The 14,528-nt window shown below is 62.6% G+C and carries 16 protein-coding genes; 8 read left to right on the top strand and 8 right to left on the bottom strand.

The window, feature by feature from the left end; translation table 11 throughout:
- The first annotated feature begins 3 nt into the window (after window positions 1-3).
- Together ACK4FH_RS00960 and ACK4FH_RS00955 are read left to right on the top strand one after the other, a co-directional pair.
- A complete protein-coding gene (locus ACK4FH_RS00960; RefSeq protein ID WP_409810341.1) occupies window positions 4-864 on the top strand; it encodes a universal stress protein in 861 nt (286 codons plus the stop codon).
- Window positions 865-884: 20 nt separating this feature from the next.
- On the top strand, window positions 885-1,256 hold the full coding sequence (locus ACK4FH_RS00955) for a hypothetical protein (protein WP_409810338.1): 372 nt from the start codon (window positions 885-887) through the stop codon (window positions 1,254-1,256).
- 75 nt (window positions 1,257-1,331) lie between these two features.
- Here ACK4FH_RS00955 and ACK4FH_RS00950 read toward each other — a convergent pair whose 3' ends face one another.
- Complete coding sequence (locus ACK4FH_RS00950; protein WP_409810335.1) at window positions 1,332-2,456, bottom strand: beta-ketoacyl-ACP synthase III; 1,125 nt, start codon at window positions 2,454-2,456, stop codon at window positions 1,332-1,334.
- 166 nt (window positions 2,457-2,622) lie between these two features.
- Here ACK4FH_RS00950 and ACK4FH_RS00945 point away from each other — a divergent pair, with 166 nt between their 5' ends.
- Window positions 2,623-3,273: a pyridoxamine 5'-phosphate oxidase family protein gene (locus ACK4FH_RS00945; protein ID WP_409810332.1), complete on the top strand. Its 651-nt coding sequence runs from the start codon at window positions 2,623-2,625 to the stop codon at window positions 3,271-3,273.
- Window positions 3,274-3,280: 7 nt separating this feature from the next.
- Here ACK4FH_RS00945 and ACK4FH_RS00940 read toward each other — a convergent pair whose 3' ends face one another.
- The 3 genes from ACK4FH_RS00940 to ACK4FH_RS00930 all read right to left on the bottom strand — a co-directional run bounded on the left by ACK4FH_RS00940 (window position 3,281) and on the right by ACK4FH_RS00930 (window position 5,551).
- Entirely contained in the window at window positions 3,281-3,937 is a 657-nt protein-coding gene (locus ACK4FH_RS00940; RefSeq protein WP_409810329.1) for a polymer-forming cytoskeletal protein, read from the bottom strand.
- A 122-nt stretch (window positions 3,938-4,059) separates the two neighbouring features.
- Window positions 4,060-4,656, bottom strand: coding sequence for a DNA-3-methyladenine glycosylase I (locus ACK4FH_RS00935; protein WP_409810326.1), 597 nt, complete (start codon window positions 4,654-4,656; stop codon window positions 4,060-4,062).
- Window positions 4,646-5,551 (bottom strand): YgfZ/GcvT domain-containing protein, encoded by a 906-nt coding sequence (locus ACK4FH_RS00930; protein ID WP_409810323.1) that lies wholly within the window; start codon window positions 5,549-5,551, stop codon window positions 4,646-4,648. The genes ACK4FH_RS00935 and ACK4FH_RS00930 overlap by 11 nt, the downstream gene beginning before the upstream one ends.
- A 179-nt stretch (window positions 5,552-5,730) precedes the next feature.
- Here ACK4FH_RS00930 and ACK4FH_RS00925 point away from each other — a divergent pair, with 179 nt between their 5' ends.
- Entirely contained in the window at window positions 5,731-6,681 is a 951-nt protein-coding gene (locus ACK4FH_RS00925; RefSeq protein WP_409810320.1) for a glycosyltransferase family 9 protein, read from the top strand.
- A gap of 15 nt (window positions 6,682-6,696) precedes the next feature.
- On the opposite strand, the gene ACK4FH_RS00920 is transcribed toward ACK4FH_RS00925, so the two are convergent.
- On the bottom strand, window positions 6,697-6,969 hold the full coding sequence (locus ACK4FH_RS00920) for an usg protein (RefSeq protein ID WP_409810317.1): 273 nt from the start codon (window positions 6,967-6,969) through the stop codon (window positions 6,697-6,699).
- A 289-nt stretch (window positions 6,970-7,258) separates the two neighbouring features.
- On the opposite strand from ACK4FH_RS00920, the gene ACK4FH_RS00915 reads away from it, so the two are divergent.
- The 4 genes from ACK4FH_RS00915 to ACK4FH_RS00900 are packed head-to-tail and all read left to right on the top strand — an operon-like array spanning window position 7,259 to window position 12,366.
- Window positions 7,259-8,248, top strand: coding sequence for an MDR family oxidoreductase (locus ACK4FH_RS00915; RefSeq protein ID WP_409810314.1), 990 nt, complete (start codon window positions 7,259-7,261; stop codon window positions 8,246-8,248).
- Window positions 8,249-8,264: 16 nt separating this feature from the next.
- Entirely contained in the window at window positions 8,265-10,112 is a 1,848-nt protein-coding gene (locus tag ACK4FH_RS00910; RefSeq protein ID WP_409810311.1) for an AMP-binding protein, read from the top strand.
- A 20-nt stretch (window positions 10,113-10,132) separates the two neighbouring features.
- Window positions 10,133-10,774, top strand: coding sequence for a LysE family translocator (locus tag ACK4FH_RS00905; protein WP_409810308.1), 642 nt, complete (start codon window positions 10,133-10,135; stop codon window positions 10,772-10,774).
- Between the two features lie 41 nt (window positions 10,775-10,815).
- Window positions 10,816-12,366, top strand: coding sequence for an acetolactate synthase large subunit (locus ACK4FH_RS00900; RefSeq protein WP_409810305.1), 1,551 nt, complete (start codon window positions 10,816-10,818; stop codon window positions 12,364-12,366).
- A gap of 100 nt (window positions 12,367-12,466) precedes the next feature.
- On the opposite strand, the gene ACK4FH_RS00895 is transcribed toward ACK4FH_RS00900, so the two are convergent.
- The 3 genes from ACK4FH_RS00895 to ACK4FH_RS00885 form a co-directional block, all read right to left on the bottom strand.
- Window positions 12,467-12,763, bottom strand: a complete 297-nt coding sequence (locus tag ACK4FH_RS00895; protein ID WP_409810302.1) for a hypothetical protein — start codon at window positions 12,761-12,763, stop codon at window positions 12,467-12,469.
- 193 nt (window positions 12,764-12,956) lie between these two features.
- The gene (locus ACK4FH_RS00890; protein WP_409810299.1) at window positions 12,957-13,316 is read right to left on the bottom strand and encodes a TIGR02301 family protein; all 360 of its coding nucleotides are present in this window, start codon (window positions 13,314-13,316) and stop codon (window positions 12,957-12,959) included.
- A 138-nt stretch (window positions 13,317-13,454) separates the two neighbouring features.
- A complete protein-coding gene (locus ACK4FH_RS00885; RefSeq protein ID WP_409810296.1) occupies window positions 13,455-14,420 on the bottom strand; it encodes an NAD(P)H-dependent flavin oxidoreductase in 966 nt (321 codons plus the stop codon).
- Window positions 14,421-14,528: the final 108 nt, after the last annotated feature.

Here is a 14,528-nt window from a genome sequence, read left to right as displayed (position 1 = left end):
CACATGTCCGTTCGTAAAATTCTCGTGCCGCTTGCTGGAAGGCCGGCAGATGACGAAGTGCTTGCGACGGCGCTCTCCGTTGCCAAGGCTTTCGAGGCACAGCTTGTGGCGCTATTTGCCCGCGCCGACCCGACTGAGGCGTTGCCCTATCTCGGTGATGGTGTGTCGGGTCAGGTCATCGAGGATCTGATGCAGGCCGCCCGCGAAGGGGCGAACGAGGCAGCCTCGCGCGTGAAGGCGTCGCTTGCAAAGGCCGCCGCCGCGGCTGGCATTCCGATGGCGGACAAGGGCGGCGAGGCAGAATTGCCTTCCGTCCGCTTTGTCGATGTCACGGGCCGCCGCGACGAAGTGGTGGCAAAGCATAGCCGCCTCTCGGATCTGATCGTTTTCGGCGAGAGCACGACCGGTGTTGCCGGCGGCACCGCGCTTGAAGCGGCGATGATGACGGCCGATCGCCCTGTGCTTATCGCGCCGAAAAAGGCGATGGCGCCGGCGGGCGGCTCGGTCTGCATCGGCTGGGACGACAGTCCCGAAGCCTCCAGTGCGGTTCACGCCGCCATGCCCTTTCTCGAACGCGCGAAGAAGGTCACCATTCTCTCCATTGGCGGCAAGGAGCTCGATCCGGGCCCCGGCTCCACGCTCGCCGATTTTCTCGCGCTGCATGGCGTCGTGGCCGATGTGCATATTCTCGATGCGGCGGGCCGCGCCGTCGGTGAGGTGCTCCTCGAACAGGCCGAGAAGTCGAAGGCCGATCTTCTCGTCATGGGCGGCTACGGCCAGAGCCGCCTCATCGAATTCCTCTTTGGCGGCACGACGCAGCACATCCGCTCGCATGCCACCATCCCTGTGCTCATGGCGCACTAAGTAAGCAAAGGTTGAATTGAATGACCCTCTATCACGTCCATATGACCCTTGCCCGCAACGAGGTGCATCCGAACGGCTCTTCCGCGCATGGCTATGACATTGTCCTGCCGCTCGACGGCGAGATGAAACTCGATCCGGAAGCCTGGAAGGCTCATTCGAAGGAATGCACGGTGCGCCGTTTCTGGCAGGGCGAGCCGGACCAGAAGGGCCTGCTGCGCCATATCGGCCGGGGCTGGGTGATCGACTACGACATCACCACGCCGGAAGGCGACGAACCCTTCTTCAAGCTCGACCGCCACGAATTCAAGGCCGGCGAATATCTGTCGGTGCTGGAACAGGATGGCGAGATGCAGACTTTCCGCATCGTCACCGTCGAGCCGCTGAAGAAATAGGAAGACGCCACCCGAAATGCGATGGCCGGGCAAAAGCCCGGCCATTTGCGTTCTTGCAACGTGTGAAGCGCGCCGTCAGGCCCGTTTCCGTACCAGCACGTTGCCGGCCGAATAGCCCGCGCCGAAGCTGCAGATCAGGCCAAGATCGCCTTCCTTCAGGTCTTCGTTGAACTTGCTGAAGGCGATGATCGAACCGGCCGAACTCGTATTCGCATATTCCTGCAGGATGTTCGGCTGCTCGCCCGGCTCCGGGTCGCGGCCCAGCACCTTGCGGCCGATGAAGTCGTTCATGCTTTTGTTGGCCTGATGCAGCCACATTCGCTTCAGGTCTTTCGGATCGAGCCCTTCATCGGCCATGTGGTCGAGAATGAGCTGCGACACCATCGGCACCACTTCCTTGAAGACCTTGCGGCCTTCCTGCACGAACAGCTTGTCCTTCGCACCGATGCCTTCCGGCGTCGCACGGTTCAGGAAGCCGAAATTGTTCCGGATATTGTTCGAGAACTTGGTGATGAGCCGCGTGCCGATGATTTCCCACGCGCCTTTCGCCGTGCAGGTTTCCTCCCGCTCGAGAATGATCGCCGTGCACACATCACCGAAGATGAAATGGCTGTCGCGGTCGCGGAAGTTGAGATGGCCCGAGCAGATTTCAGGGTCGACAATCAGCACGCAATCGACCGAACCCGACCGCAGCATGTCGTAAGCCGTCTGGATGCCGAAGGTCGCCGAAGAGCAGGCGACATTCATGTCGAAACCGAAGCCCTCGATGCCGAGCAGCTCCTGCACTTCAACGGCAATCGCCGGATAGGGCCGCTCGAGATTTGAGCAGGCGACGAGCACCGCGTCGATATCGGCTGGCGTCTTGTTCGCGCGCGCCATCGCCTTCCTCGCCGCATCGACCGACATTTCCGCAAGGATCGACGGCTCGTCGTTGGAGCGCTGCCGCAGCCGCGGCGCCATGATCTCGGGATCGACGATGCCGGACTTGTCCATCACATAGCGCGCTTCGATGCCGGACGCCTTGACGATGAACTCGACGCTCGACTCCTGAAGTGCCTCCACCTCGCCCCGTTCGATCGCGGCGGCATTATCGGCGTTGAACTTCCGCACATAGGTGTTGAAGGTTTCGACGAGTTCGGTATTGCTGACGGAGTTGGGCGGCGTAAAAACGCCCGTCCCGCTGATGACGACTTTGGTCACTGTTCACCTGACGGTTCTTGATCTCGCCGCCCGCCCGCGTCCCGTGCTTGATTATCGTTCTGCACGGAAGGGCGAAGCGGCTTCCCCTAGGCCACTGCAGGTAAAATAGAACAGCCCTCCCGCCGATGCTACAGCGGAGCGGCAGGCAGGTTGGAAGGGAAGCCAGATGGACGAGAGGCACGGAAGCGGCTCTGAGCTGCCGGCGGCGCCGCTGGAAGACGCGGAACTGAGGGCGCTGACGCTGGACGGTATGGTGGCATTGGCCGCCGCCATGCTGCGCCGGGGCCTGGAAAACCCCAGTTCTCCCTTGCGTAAACCGGCGCTTGCGACGGTGAAAGCCTCGGGCGCCCCGGCGGTTCGAACTGTGATTTTGCGGTCCGTGGACCTCGCCACACGCAAGCTGGGCCTCTTCACGGATGCCCGCTCGCGCAAGGCAGCCGAACTCGGGGCGGAACCGCGCGCGGAACTCCTCTTCTACGATCCGGCCTGCGATATTCAGCTTCGCCTTTCGGGCCGGGCGGAGATCAGGGTCGGCGACGAAGCGGCCTGGGCGAGCGCGGCCCCTCCGTCCCGCCGTGCCTATCTCGTCACCGCGCCGCCGGGTACGCCGTCGGCGGAGCCGGTCTCGGGCCTGCCGGCGGATGTTGCCGGCATCATCCCTTCGCTCGAAAGAATGGAGGAGGGCCGCGCAAACTTTGCCTATGTCGAGATCAGCCTGACCGAGGCAGATATCGTCGTGCTGTCGCGCGCAGGCCACCGCCGCGCCCGCATCCGCTTTCAGGCGGATGGCGAACACGCCGAATGGCTTGTGCCTTGAACGGTTCTCAGACCATGGAGGCCGAGCGGCTCTGATTGGCCGCCGACTCTTCCTCGGCCTTCTTTTCTTCCCGTCCGGAGCTTGCGGCAAGGCGCGGCGTTTCCGGCTTCTCGTCCTGCTCGGCGGCGCGGATTTCACCGCTCACCTGGCCGCCTTGCTCGACTTTCAGTTCGCCATAACGAACATTGCCCGTCACGCGGCCGGACGAATTGATGGTGAGGCACTTCTTCACGGTCAGCGTGCCGTCGAACTTGCCGTTCACTTCGGCTTCCTCGACGGTTGCTTCGCCGCGCACCTCGCCGCTTTCCGTAATCGTCAGCGTGCCGCTTTCGATTGTCGCCTGCACATCGCCTTCGATCACGAGCGAATCGCAGGACTGTATCTTGCCTTCGAGCTTCAGCCCGCGTCCAACATGCAGATTTGCGGCAGGCGCGGCGCTGGACGACGTGTTGATTGGAGATGGCTGGAGAGTTCGCACGGGCGGCTTCCTTGCTTGATAGGATGGAGTGATGGCGCGCGTGCCCGCGATATCGGGTGCAGTGCTGCGGGCGTCCGCGGGCCGCGGGTCTTCGGGTGTGGGCGACGGCGGCTCGCTATCGCTGCGCGTTGATGACGGCGCAGGCGGCGATGCGATGTCGGAAACACCCTTGGGGCGCTTGAACATGTCTTGAATCCCCTCCGCTGACTGGAACGGACGTGAAGCTACGCGCGCAACGTGGCTCGCATGTGCCGACAATGTGGCGGAACATTGATTGCGCCTGCATAGCAGCGCATAACCGCGCTTAATTATTGGTTTTGAATTCGCGCCATTGCGGAGCAAGTCTTGTGGCGCGGGCACGTCACAAGATGGTCGTTGACGATGCCGACCGCCTGCGCGAAAGCATAAACGATGGTCGGTCCGCAGAATTTGAAGCCGCGCTTCTTCAGTTCCTTCGACATCGCGACGCTCATCGGCGTTTCGGCAGGAACCTGTTTGATGCTGGTCCACTTGTTCTGGATCGGCACACCATCCGTGAAACTCCAGAGGAAATCCGCGAAGCCTTCGCCCCTGTCCATCATGGCGAGGTAGGCTTTCGCGTTGCCGATCGTCGCCTCGACCTTGCCGCGATGACGGATGATGCCGGGGTTCTGGAGAAGTTTCTCGACCTTTGCAGGCTTGTATCGCGCGATCGTCTCCGGCTCGAAGCCATCGAACGCCTCGCGGAAGGACTCCCGCTTCCGCAGGATCGTGATCCAGGAAAGCCCCGCCTGAAACCCGTCTAGGATCAGCTTCTCGAACAGCGCCCGGTCGTCATATTCCGGCACGCCCCATTCCTCGTCGTGATAGGCGGCATAAAGCGGGTCTTCGCCCGGCCATGGGCAGCGTTTGGTTTCAGTCGCCATCGCCGCCACTATCTTCGCTATGCCCGCTCTCGATGCTTGCCTCGAGCCAGCCGGGAATTTCGGGCCGGATTTCGGCCTGACCGGCTTCCAGAATGGCGCTGCCGATAAGATCGAGCCGCAGCAGCGCCAGCGCGCGTTCCGACTCCGCATCCGTCGAATGGATCGTGCCGACTTCGCGCACGCCGCCCTTCACCGGCGTTCCGGGCTCGGGCATGTCTCCTTCCACATGGACGGGCAGGAGCCGTTTGCGCACGCTGCCGCGCCGCTTCGTGCGCGATGTCACTTCCTGTCCGATGAAGCAGCCCTTGTGAAAATCGATACCGTTAAGTTCGGCAAAATTCACCTCGAGCGGAAACGTCCGATCCGGTTCAAAATCTTCCGCCGCCTCGCCAATTCCAAGCGAAATCCGGTGCCTGTGCCATTCTTGTTCGGGAGCTTCCTCTGCTTTCGCGGCGGCGACAGCGGCATTGGCGTCCTTTTCCGGCAGGATTGCGCGCCGCCCCATTTGCGGATGGCGCGGGTCGGGCAGGCCCGGCCCGTCCGGCATCGGGCTTCCATCTTCGTTCCAGAACGCGATGACGGCAAAGCCGTCGCTCTTGTCCTCGATCTCGACCTTTGCCCGGAGCTTGTACATGGAGAGACGCTTGATGAATTCGCCCGCCCGCGCGCCGTCGCAGTCGAGCATCACGGCTTCCTTGTCCGCCGGATCGCTCGTCATGAAGAAGTCGAAGAGGAATTTGCCCTGCGGCGTGAGGAGGGCGGAATAGACGAGCTGCGTCCCGCCGGCCTTGTCCACATTGTTGGTCACGAGCCCCTGCAGGAAGCTCCGCGCCTCCGGCCCGCCGATCCGCACTATGCCGCGCCCCGAAAGCCGCGAGGCCCTTGCCCCAGTCATCTGGTTCCCGCCTTGTTTGACACCAAGATTTAGGCTTCGCCCGGCCGATCCGCAAGCCGTCCGGTGGGGCAGGTGCAAACTTGGCTTTGACTGCCTCTCCACCTATAAACCGGGCTGAGAGCCAGAACGGTCATGCCGTTCCATCGCGTCCCCTCATGCCTGCCGCCGCCGGAACCCGAATGCGCATCCTTTTCATCGCTTCCAATCGAATCGGCGACGCCGTGCTTTCGACCGGCATTCTCGCCGGGCTGATGGAGCGCTATCCCGGCGCTGAATTCTGGATCGCCTGTGGACCGCTGGCAAAGCCCGTCTTCGTTCATGCGCCGGGCGTGACGCGCATCATCGAAATGCCGAAGGAAAAGCGCGGCGGCCATTGGGTGAAACTGCTGAAGGCAGTTGCCTTCCGACGCTTCATCGCGGTGGTGGATCTGCGAGGCTCGGCCACCGCATGGCTGACCTTCGCCCGGAAGCGTCACATCCTCAAACCGGATCATGAACTCCACCGCGTCGAGCACAATGCGGGCGTTGTCGGCATGTCCCCGCCGCCCGACCCGCGTGTCTGGCCCGGCGATCAGGCCCGCCGCCATGCGCGCGAAATCATACCGGAGGGCATGCGCGTTCTGGCCATTGGTCCCACAGCGGCATGGCTCTACAAGATGTGGCCGGTCGGCCGCTTCGCCGAACTTGCAAGCCGCCTGCTTGCGCCAGGTGCGCCGCTTGAAGGCGCATACCTTCTCGTTACCGGTGGCCCCGGCGAACAGGAACTCTGTCAGCCGGTTCTGGACGTTGTGCCGCCCGAGCGCCGTATCGATCTCGTCGGCGCCGGCATCGACGAAACGGCAGCCGCTTTCGAGCGCATTTCGCTCTACGTCGGAAATGATTCCGGCCTCATGCACCTCGCCGCCGCCGCAGGCGCGCCCACCATCGGCCTTTTTGGACCGACGGCGGATGCTATCTATTCCCCCTGGGGCCCGAAATCCGTCACCGTCCGCGTGCCACGCTCGCTGGATCAGCTCAGGCAGGACGAGGGCGAAAACTTCGTGTTTTCGGGCAAGAATTTCATGGAAGACCTTGACGTCGAGACCGTCGAAAAGGCCGCGCGCGATCTGTTGGCGAAACTCGGACGCTAGAACCGGCGCGAACCGCTAGTGAATCGCCCCCACGAAATCCGCATGCCGGAATTCGCTTGGATGGATCAGCCGCTTCGTGCCCACGCGCACGGAGTGGATCGGTCCTTCGAGTTCCCGGGTCCAGAAATCGAGGAATTTGGAGAGCGCCGGATATTTCGGCTCGAGATCATAGTCCTGCCAGATATAGCTTTGCAGGAGCTTGGGATGATCCGGCATCCGGTAGAGAATTTCGGCCGTCACCAGCCGGTAGCCATCGAGGAGCTTCTTGAGTTCCGAAACCTGTCTCACGCTTCATCCTCCAGATCGAACAATCCAGACGGCAACGCCGCACTCAAATGGGCTTCGCAGTGCGAGAATCGTAGTCGCGAAAAATTCACGCGTCGATATTGACAATTCTGTTTCGGCGATGATTCGTTCAATGAAATCAAAGCATTAGCACTCGATACCAAAGGCGAGTGCCAGCGTCTTGCCGTCCCGCCTTCCGCTCGCTTGACCGAAGGGCGGATTTGGGTTCGTTTGTCGGCCAATAGGCATCCAAAAAAGCCATCAAGGCATCAAACAGAAGTCAGGACGGGAAATGACAGGGACGTTCCGCGCCATCCGCGCGTCGAAGGGCGAAAAGGCCCCGCTGGTCGAATTCGTGAACATCACCGAAGCGGACCTCATGGAAGGCGATGTCACTGTCGCCGTCGACTATTCCACCGTGAACTACAAGGACGGCCTCGCGCTCACCGGTGCCGCACCCATCATCCGCCATTGGCCGCTTATCCCCGGCATCGACTTCTCGGGTAAGGTCGAGAAATCCGACAATCCGAACTTCAAGCCCGGCGAGCGCGTCGTGCTGAACGGCTGGGGGGTCGGCGAGGGCCAAAATGGCGGCTATGCGCAAAAGGCGCGTGTGAAAGGCGACTGGCTGGTGAAACTCCCCGATGCGATTTCCAATGAACAGGCCATGGCAATCGGCACGGCGGGCTACACGTCGATGCTCTCTGTCCTCGCGCTGGAAAAGAACGGCGTGAAGCCCGGCTCCGACGTGCTTGTCACGGGCGCGGCCGGCGGCGTCGGCTCCGTCGCCATCGCCATTCTCGCGAAGCTAGGCTACCGCGTCATTGCTTCCACGGGCCGCACCTCGGAAACGGAATACCTGAAAGGCCTTGGCGCCGATGAAGTGATCGACCGCAATGAATTGTCGAACCCGGCAAAGCCGCTTGGCAAGGAACGCTGGGCAGGTGCCGTGGATGCGGTGGGCAGCCACACGCTCGCAAATGTTCTCTCGATGACGAAATATGGCGGCGCCGTCGCCGCCTGCGGCTTGGCGCAGGGGCTCGACCTGCCCGCCTCCGTCGCGCCCTTCATCCTGCGCGGCATCACGCTTGCCGGCATCGACAGCGTCATGGCGCCGAAGGAAAAGCGTGAGGAAGCCTATCGCCGCCTCGCCACCGATCTCGACATGAAGAAGCTCGAAGCCATGAGCTTCCGCGCGAAGCTCGATGACGTGCCGAAGCTCGGTCAGGATATTCTGGCGGGCAAGGTGCGCGGCCGCGCCATTGTCGATGTGAACGCCTGACGGGAGCGCGACGATCTTGGACCTGAATCTGCCGCCCTTCCGCGATCCGAAATATGTCGAACGCAAGGTGGAAGTGGAGCGCCGCGCCGACGGCTCCATCCTGCTGCGCAATCCGCATCCGTTGCGCGAAACGCCTGCCAACCTGATCGCGCCGATCCGCAAATGGGCGGCGGAAGCGCCGGACCGCGTCTGGCTCGGCAAGCGGCTTCCGGCAAGGGAAGGCTTCGGCGAGTGGGACTTGCTGACCTACGCGCAGGCAAATGCGAAGGTGAACGCCATCGCGCAGGCGCTGCTCAACCGTGGCCTGGATCAGACCACGCCAGTCATGATCCTCTCCGGCAATTCGATCGAACATGCGCTGATGACATATGGTGCGATCCTCGCAGGCGTGCCCGTTGCGCCGGTTTCGCCGTCCTACAGCACCATGAGTTCGGATTTCGACAAGCTGCGTTACGTCTTCGATCTCGTTGAGCCCAAGATCATCTTCATGCAGGAATCGGCGCCCTTCGCGCGCGGCCTTGCGGCGCTGCCGCTCGATGGCGTCGAACTCGTCTCGGTCGACGCTTCGATGGGAACGCCCTTCTCGGCACTGCTGGAAACAAAGCCGGGTGTGGCTGTTGAGGAGAGTTATGCCCGCCTCGACTACGACATGGTGGCGAAATATCTCTTCACCTCCGGCTCCACCGGCATGCCCAAGGCCGTCATCACGACGCAGCGCATGATGTGCGTGAACTCGGTGATGCCGCGCAGCGTCAATGTGGAAGAGGAGGGCGACGAGCCGCCCGTACTGCTGAACTGGCTCCCCTGGAACCACTGCTTCGGCGGCAACGCGATCCTGAACAATCTGCTGGTCTCCGGCGGCACGCTTTATATCGATGGCGGCCGCCCGGTGCCGGGCGGTTTCGCCGAAACGGTGCAGAACCTCCGTGAGATCGCGCCCACCGCCTATTCCAACGTCCCCGCCGCCTACACCATGCTGGTGGATGAACTTGAAAATGACGAGGCGCTGGCGAGAAACTTCTTCTCGCGCATTCGTACGCTTGCCTATGGCGGCGCGGCACTGAGCCAGGACCTCTATGAACGCATCCAGCAGGTTGCGATCCGCGTCGCGGGCGAGCGCATCGTCTTCTCGTCGGGCTATGGCGCGACCGAAACCGCGCCCACCATCTGCAATGTACATTGGCCGACAGAGCGAATGGGTCTTCTCGGCCTGCCATTGCCGGGCGTCGAGCTGAAACTTGCACCCGTCGGCGAAAAGCTCGAAGTGCGCGTCCGCGGCGACTGCATCACGAAGGGCTATCACAAGAACCCGGCAAAGACCGCTGAAGCCTACGACGAAGAAGGCTTCTACCGGCTGGGCGACGGCGCACGCTTCGTCGATCCCGATCACCCGGAAGAAGGCCTCGTCTTCGATGGCCGCGTTGCCGAAGACTTCAAGCTCTCGACCGGCACCTGGGTGAGCGCGGGCAAGCTGCGTGTCGACGTCGTGGCAAGCTCGAATGGCGTGCTTGCTGATGCGTTGGTCGCCGGGCTCGACCGCTCCTTCATCGGCATTCTCGGGTTCCCGAACGTTCCCGCTTGCCGCAACATTGCGGGCGACCAGTCGCTTGCGGTGGAAGATCTCGTTCATCATCCGGCGGTGCTCGCGCGCCTCGCGGCGGGGCTCGCCACGCATAACAAGGGCAATCCTGGTTCGAGCACTCGCGTTGTCCGCGCGCTGTTGATGGTTGAGCCGCCAAGCGTCGATGCGGGCGAACTTACCGACAAGGGCTACATCAATCAGGCGGTTGCGCTTGGCCGGCGCGCGGCGCTTGTCGAAAAACTCTATGCGGAACCGCCGGGTAATGATGTCGTGGTCGTCTGACGGGAAGGGCGGCTTACGGCATGGTTGATATCGGTCTGGCGGCGAACGGGGTTGCAATCGGTCTGGCGGTTGCGGCGCCCATTGGCCCCGTCAATCTCATCGTCATCCGGCGCACATTGCGCTACGGGCAGCTGAACGGTTTTCTCTCTGGCGGCGGCGCTGCCTTCGGCGATGCGATTTTCGCCGCCATCGCGGCCTTCGGCATCACGGCGGCAATGGAATTCGTGATTCGCATCGAGACGCTGCTGCAGATCGCCGGCGGCTGTTTCCTCCTCTTCCTCGGGCTTCGTACCTGGTTTGCGCGGCCGCATTTCAGCGAAGCGCCACCCGAAGTGCATACCGGCGCCATGGCGGCGGTATTCGTGACGACGTTCGTCCTCACGATCACAAATCCGGCCACCATGCTCGGCTTTATCGCCATTTTCGGCGGCGTCGCGGGCCTTGCCGGCGCCGGCGACGATTACGGCCATGCGGCCACTGTGGTTCTCGCCGTCATGGCGGGCTCGGCGCTCTGGTGGGCAGGCCTGTCGGGCTTTGTCAGCCTGTTCCGTCACCGCATGAGCGACGATCTCCTGCGGATCGTGAACAAGGTGTCGGGCGTGCTCATCGCCGTCTTCGGTGCCGTCGTGCTAGCGCGTGTCGTCATCAGGTTTTTGTTCTAAGCTGTGTCAAACGGCAAAATAAGATCAGGGAGATCGGGAAAATGAACGGTGCGGAAAGCCTTGTGCGCACGCTGGTAAACGCCGGTGTGGAAGTCTGTTTCTCCAATCCCGGCACATCGGAAATGCATTTCGTCGCGGCCCTCGACAAGGTCGATGGTATGCGCGCAATCCTCGGACTGTTCGAGGGTGCAGTGACGGGCATGGCGGATGGCTATGGCCGCATCGCCGAAAAGCCCGCCGCCACGCTGCTCCATCTCGGACCGGGCCTCGCAAACGGCCTCGCCAATCTGCACAATGCCCGCCGCGCGCAGACGCCGATCGTGAATATCGTCGGCGATCACGCGACCTATCACGCGCAATATGACGCGCCGCTCGCCTCCGACCTTGCAGGCTTCGCGCGCCCCGTCTCCGGCTGGATCCATTCTTCCACCTCGCCGAAAACCGTTGCCGCCGATGGCGCTCGCGCCGTTCAGGCCGCGATGCAGCCGCCCGGCCAGATCGCGACCTTGATCCTTCCGGCCGACACTGCCTGGCTGGATGCCGAACAGGCAGCGCCCGCGCTGCCGCGCATAGCGCCTGCCACTGTCTCGCCCGAAGCGGTGGACCGCGCGGCCAAGGCGCTGAAGAACGGCAAGAAGACGGCGATCCTCGTGCGTGGGCACGCGCTGAAGGAACAGGGGCTTGTTGCTGCAGGACGCATCGCCGCAAAGTCCGGCGCGCGCATCATGTGCGACACCTTCGCTCCGCGCCTGCAGCGCGGCGCCGGGTGTGTCGTCATCGAGCGTATTCCCTATTTTGCGGAACAGATCGTCGAGACGCTCGAAAGCGTCGAGCAGCTGATCCTTGTGGGCTCGAAACCGCCTGTCTCATTCTTCGCCTATCCGGGCAAGCCGAGCTGGTGTACGCCGGAGAGCGCCGACATCATCTATCTTGCGCATCCCCATGAAGACGGCACCGCCGCGCTTGAAGCCGTTGCCGATGCGATTGCCGCGCCGAAAGAGCCGGCAAGCGTTGCGCCACTGCAGAAGCCCGATCTGCCGAAAGCCGGCGCCTCCTTCGACCAGTTCACCATCGGACAGGTCGTCGGCCATTTCCTGCCGGAAAACGCCATCATTTCCGATGAGGCGGCAACATCCGGTATCGGCTCCATGATCGCGACGGTGAATGCCGCGCCTCACGATCATCTCTCGCTCACCGGCGGCTCCATCGGTCAGGGCCTGCCGCTCGCAACGGGTGCGGCCGTCGCCGCGCCGAACCGCAAGGTCGTCTGCCTTCATGGCGATGGCGGCGCCATGTACACACTGCAGGCGCTCTGGACGCAGGCGCGCGAGAAGCTCGACGTCGTGAACGTGATCTTCGCAAACCGCTCCTACGCCATTCTGAACATCGAGCTGATGCGCGTCGGCGCGGAAAATCCGGGCCCGAAGGCGCTATCCATGCTCGATCTGCACAATCCCGAACTGAACTGGGCGTCGCTTGGCAACGGCATGGGTGTCGAGTCGACGCGCGTGGAGACCATCGAGGATTTCATCGACGCATTCTCTTCCGCCGTAAAGCAGAAGGGCCCGCGACTTATCGAAGTGCTGATCTGACAGTCCGTGTCATCGTAGTGCCGCGCGTGGCGGCACCCGAAAAGGAAAGGCCCGCCGCTCCGGTCAGGAGGGCGGGCCTTTTCGTTGGCGCAGGCACGTCTCAGTTCAGCGTGCGGTTCAGCGTGAATTCGCCCTGGCGCACCCGGTCGGCAAGACCATTTGCCATTTCGGCAACGGCTTCCTCGCCATAGGCTTCCACCATGTCCGAAAGGGCGGCGAAGATCGCCGTGGTCGCGAGAATGTCGGCATCGACACCTTCGCCGAGCGAGTCGTCCCAGGCATCGAGAATATTCTGGAGCGCCATGCGCCGCTGTTCTTCTTCGGTCAGCGGCGACGCATCGTGTCCGTCCTCATCAAGCGGACCAAGACCGGCATCTCTCGTAAAGTTTCCGGCCATGTTGTCCTCTCTTCCGGCGATCTCACGCGATTTTGCGGGGCCCGAAAACACGGACCTCTTTCCTTCCTTGTAACACAATGGCCCGGAAAGTCTCTCCTTTCATGAAAGAGAGGTTAACGCCCGTCACAAAGGGGCACGCGTGGCGAGGCATGTCACCTGTCATTCGCGGCGGCGAGTGGGGAAATGGCCGGTTTCAGCGTCCGTAGCCGCTGGCGGCGAGTTCCTCGGCGATTTTCTGCCCATCCTGCATCAGCTTGTCGGACTGGCGGGCCGCCGTGGCGGTGCAGGCAGGATAGGAATTCTTGTAGCGGTAGTAGGAGTCGTTGAAATTCTTGACGAGCTTTTGCCGATCCGCCTCGGAAGGCCCGAGTACGCCGATCATCTCGATCATCTTGTTCCGCCAGAGCTGGCCTTCGTTCGTGCCGCACACATCGCGCAAATGATGCACGGCGCCCAGAATTTCCGCGAGCTGAGCGGCCTTGGCGGGCAGGGCGGCGTTCGCCGCGGAAGCTGGAACCGGCAGGGCGAGCGCCAGCGTGATCAGCGCCGCCATGACATGGCGGCGGCCGCAATACGTCCCGAATCTGGACAGAAATCGTCCCATTCCGCCCCGAAGGCCCTCCTGTGACCTGAAGCCCTGCTGTTCAGGGCTGCAGGTGCAGGATTCGGGCCTTCGCTGGCGTCAGGCGCTTCAGCCGAATTTCTTGAGCCGCTCGAGAACGGCCTCGGCCTCCTCCATCGTCTTTTCGACGATTTGGGCTGCCGTCAGCACCTCATGGATGCCGCCCGCGCCCTGGCCCATGGCAAAGCAGGAACGGTCGCGGTCGAGGCCTTCGATCTGGCCGCCGATACCGCCCATGACATTGGCTTTGGTCGAGATAATCGCCTGCTGCGGGAAGGGCTGGATGTCCTGTGGGCGGCTTTCCCAGTCCTGCACATAGGGGTTGTTGAACACGCGCATCGTCTTGCCGGAATAGCAGCGCGTCACGATCGTGTCCGTATCCTTCGCTTCCACAATGACCTGCCGGTACATGTCGCCCGCGTGGCTCTCCTTCGCTGCGATGAAGCGCGTACCCATCCAGACGCCCTGTGCGCCGAAGGCGAGAGCGGCAGCGAGGCCGCGACCGTCGATGATGGAACCTGCGGCGATCACCGGGATCGTCTTGACTGCATCGACCACCTGCGGAATGAGCGCCATGCCGGCAACCTTACCCGTGTGGCCGCCGCCTTCCGTGCCCTGCGCGATGACTGCATCGAGACCTGCCTTTTCACCGGCAACGGCATGTTTCACCGTGCCGCAGACATTCATCACCTTCATGCCGGCCTTGTGCAGCTTGTCGAGAATGTTGGTCGGAACGCCAAGGCCCGAAATGAACGCCGCAGCGCCTTCCTCGATCATGATATCGGCCGTGCGCTCGAGCGATTCCGGCACCGCGGCGAGAAGGTCGACGCCGAACGGCTTGTCGGTCAGGTCTTTCACCTTCTTCATCTGCACACGGATTTCTTCCGGCTGGAGCCCCGCCATGCCGAGCGTGCCGAAGCCGCCCGCATTGGATACGGCAGCGGCAAGTTCGGCGTAGGACACGCCGCCCATGCCGGCCAGCATGATCGGATATTTGATGCCGAGAAGGTCGCAAAGCGGTGTGCGGATCGCCATGAATAGTCTCCCTGCGCGGAAGCGCGGCACCTGCCGGCTCCGTCAATTAGTTCGGTTACCTAACTAAAGCGCCTGCACGCCGCGCCTGTCAAGCCGCGGACTCGCCTT

Source organism: Parvibaculum sp., from assembly GCF_046297875.1.
Classification (GTDB): Bacteria; Pseudomonadota; Alphaproteobacteria; order Parvibaculales; family Parvibaculaceae; genus Parvibaculum.
The sequence above is the reverse complement of the archived record's forward strand: the minus strand, read 5'-3'. Positions and strand labels throughout refer to the sequence as shown.

Coding starts and splice junctions, on each gene's coding strand:
- ACK4FH_RS00955 (WP_409810338.1), top strand. CDS start 885: ATGACCCTCTATCACGTCCATATGACCCTTGCCCGCAACGAGGTGCAT.
- ACK4FH_RS00885 (WP_409810296.1), bottom strand. CDS start 14,420: ATGGCGATCCGCACACCGCTTTGCGACCTTCTCGGCATCAAATATCCG.
- ACK4FH_RS00890 (WP_409810299.1), bottom strand. CDS start 13,316: ATGGCGGCGCTGATCACGCTGGCGCTCGCCCTGCCGGTTCCAGCTTCC.
- ACK4FH_RS00935 (WP_409810326.1), bottom strand. CDS start 4,656: ATGGCGACTGAAACCAAACGCTGCCCATGGCCGGGCGAAGACCCGCTT.
- ACK4FH_RS00930 (WP_409810323.1), bottom strand. CDS start 5,551: ATGACTGGGGCAAGGGCCTCGCGGCTTTCGGGGCGCGGCATAGTGCGG.
- ACK4FH_RS00940 (WP_409810329.1), bottom strand. CDS start 3,937: ATGTTCAAGCGCCCCAAGGGTGTTTCCGACATCGCATCGCCGCCTGCG.
- ACK4FH_RS00925 (WP_409810320.1), top strand. CDS start 5,731: ATGCGCATCCTTTTCATCGCTTCCAATCGAATCGGCGACGCCGTGCTT.
- ACK4FH_RS00900 (WP_409810305.1), top strand. CDS start 10,816: ATGAACGGTGCGGAAAGCCTTGTGCGCACGCTGGTAAACGCCGGTGTG.
- ACK4FH_RS00895 (WP_409810302.1), bottom strand. CDS start 12,763: ATGGCCGGAAACTTTACGAGAGATGCCGGTCTTGGTCCGCTTGATGAG.
- ACK4FH_RS00960 (WP_409810341.1), top strand. CDS start 4: ATGTCCGTTCGTAAAATTCTCGTGCCGCTTGCTGGAAGGCCGGCAGAT.
- ACK4FH_RS00905 (WP_409810308.1), top strand. CDS start 10,133: ATGGTTGATATCGGTCTGGCGGCGAACGGGGTTGCAATCGGTCTGGCG.
- ACK4FH_RS00945 (WP_409810332.1), top strand. CDS start 2,623: ATGGACGAGAGGCACGGAAGCGGCTCTGAGCTGCCGGCGGCGCCGCTG.
- ACK4FH_RS00915 (WP_409810314.1), top strand. CDS start 7,259: ATGACAGGGACGTTCCGCGCCATCCGCGCGTCGAAGGGCGAAAAGGCC.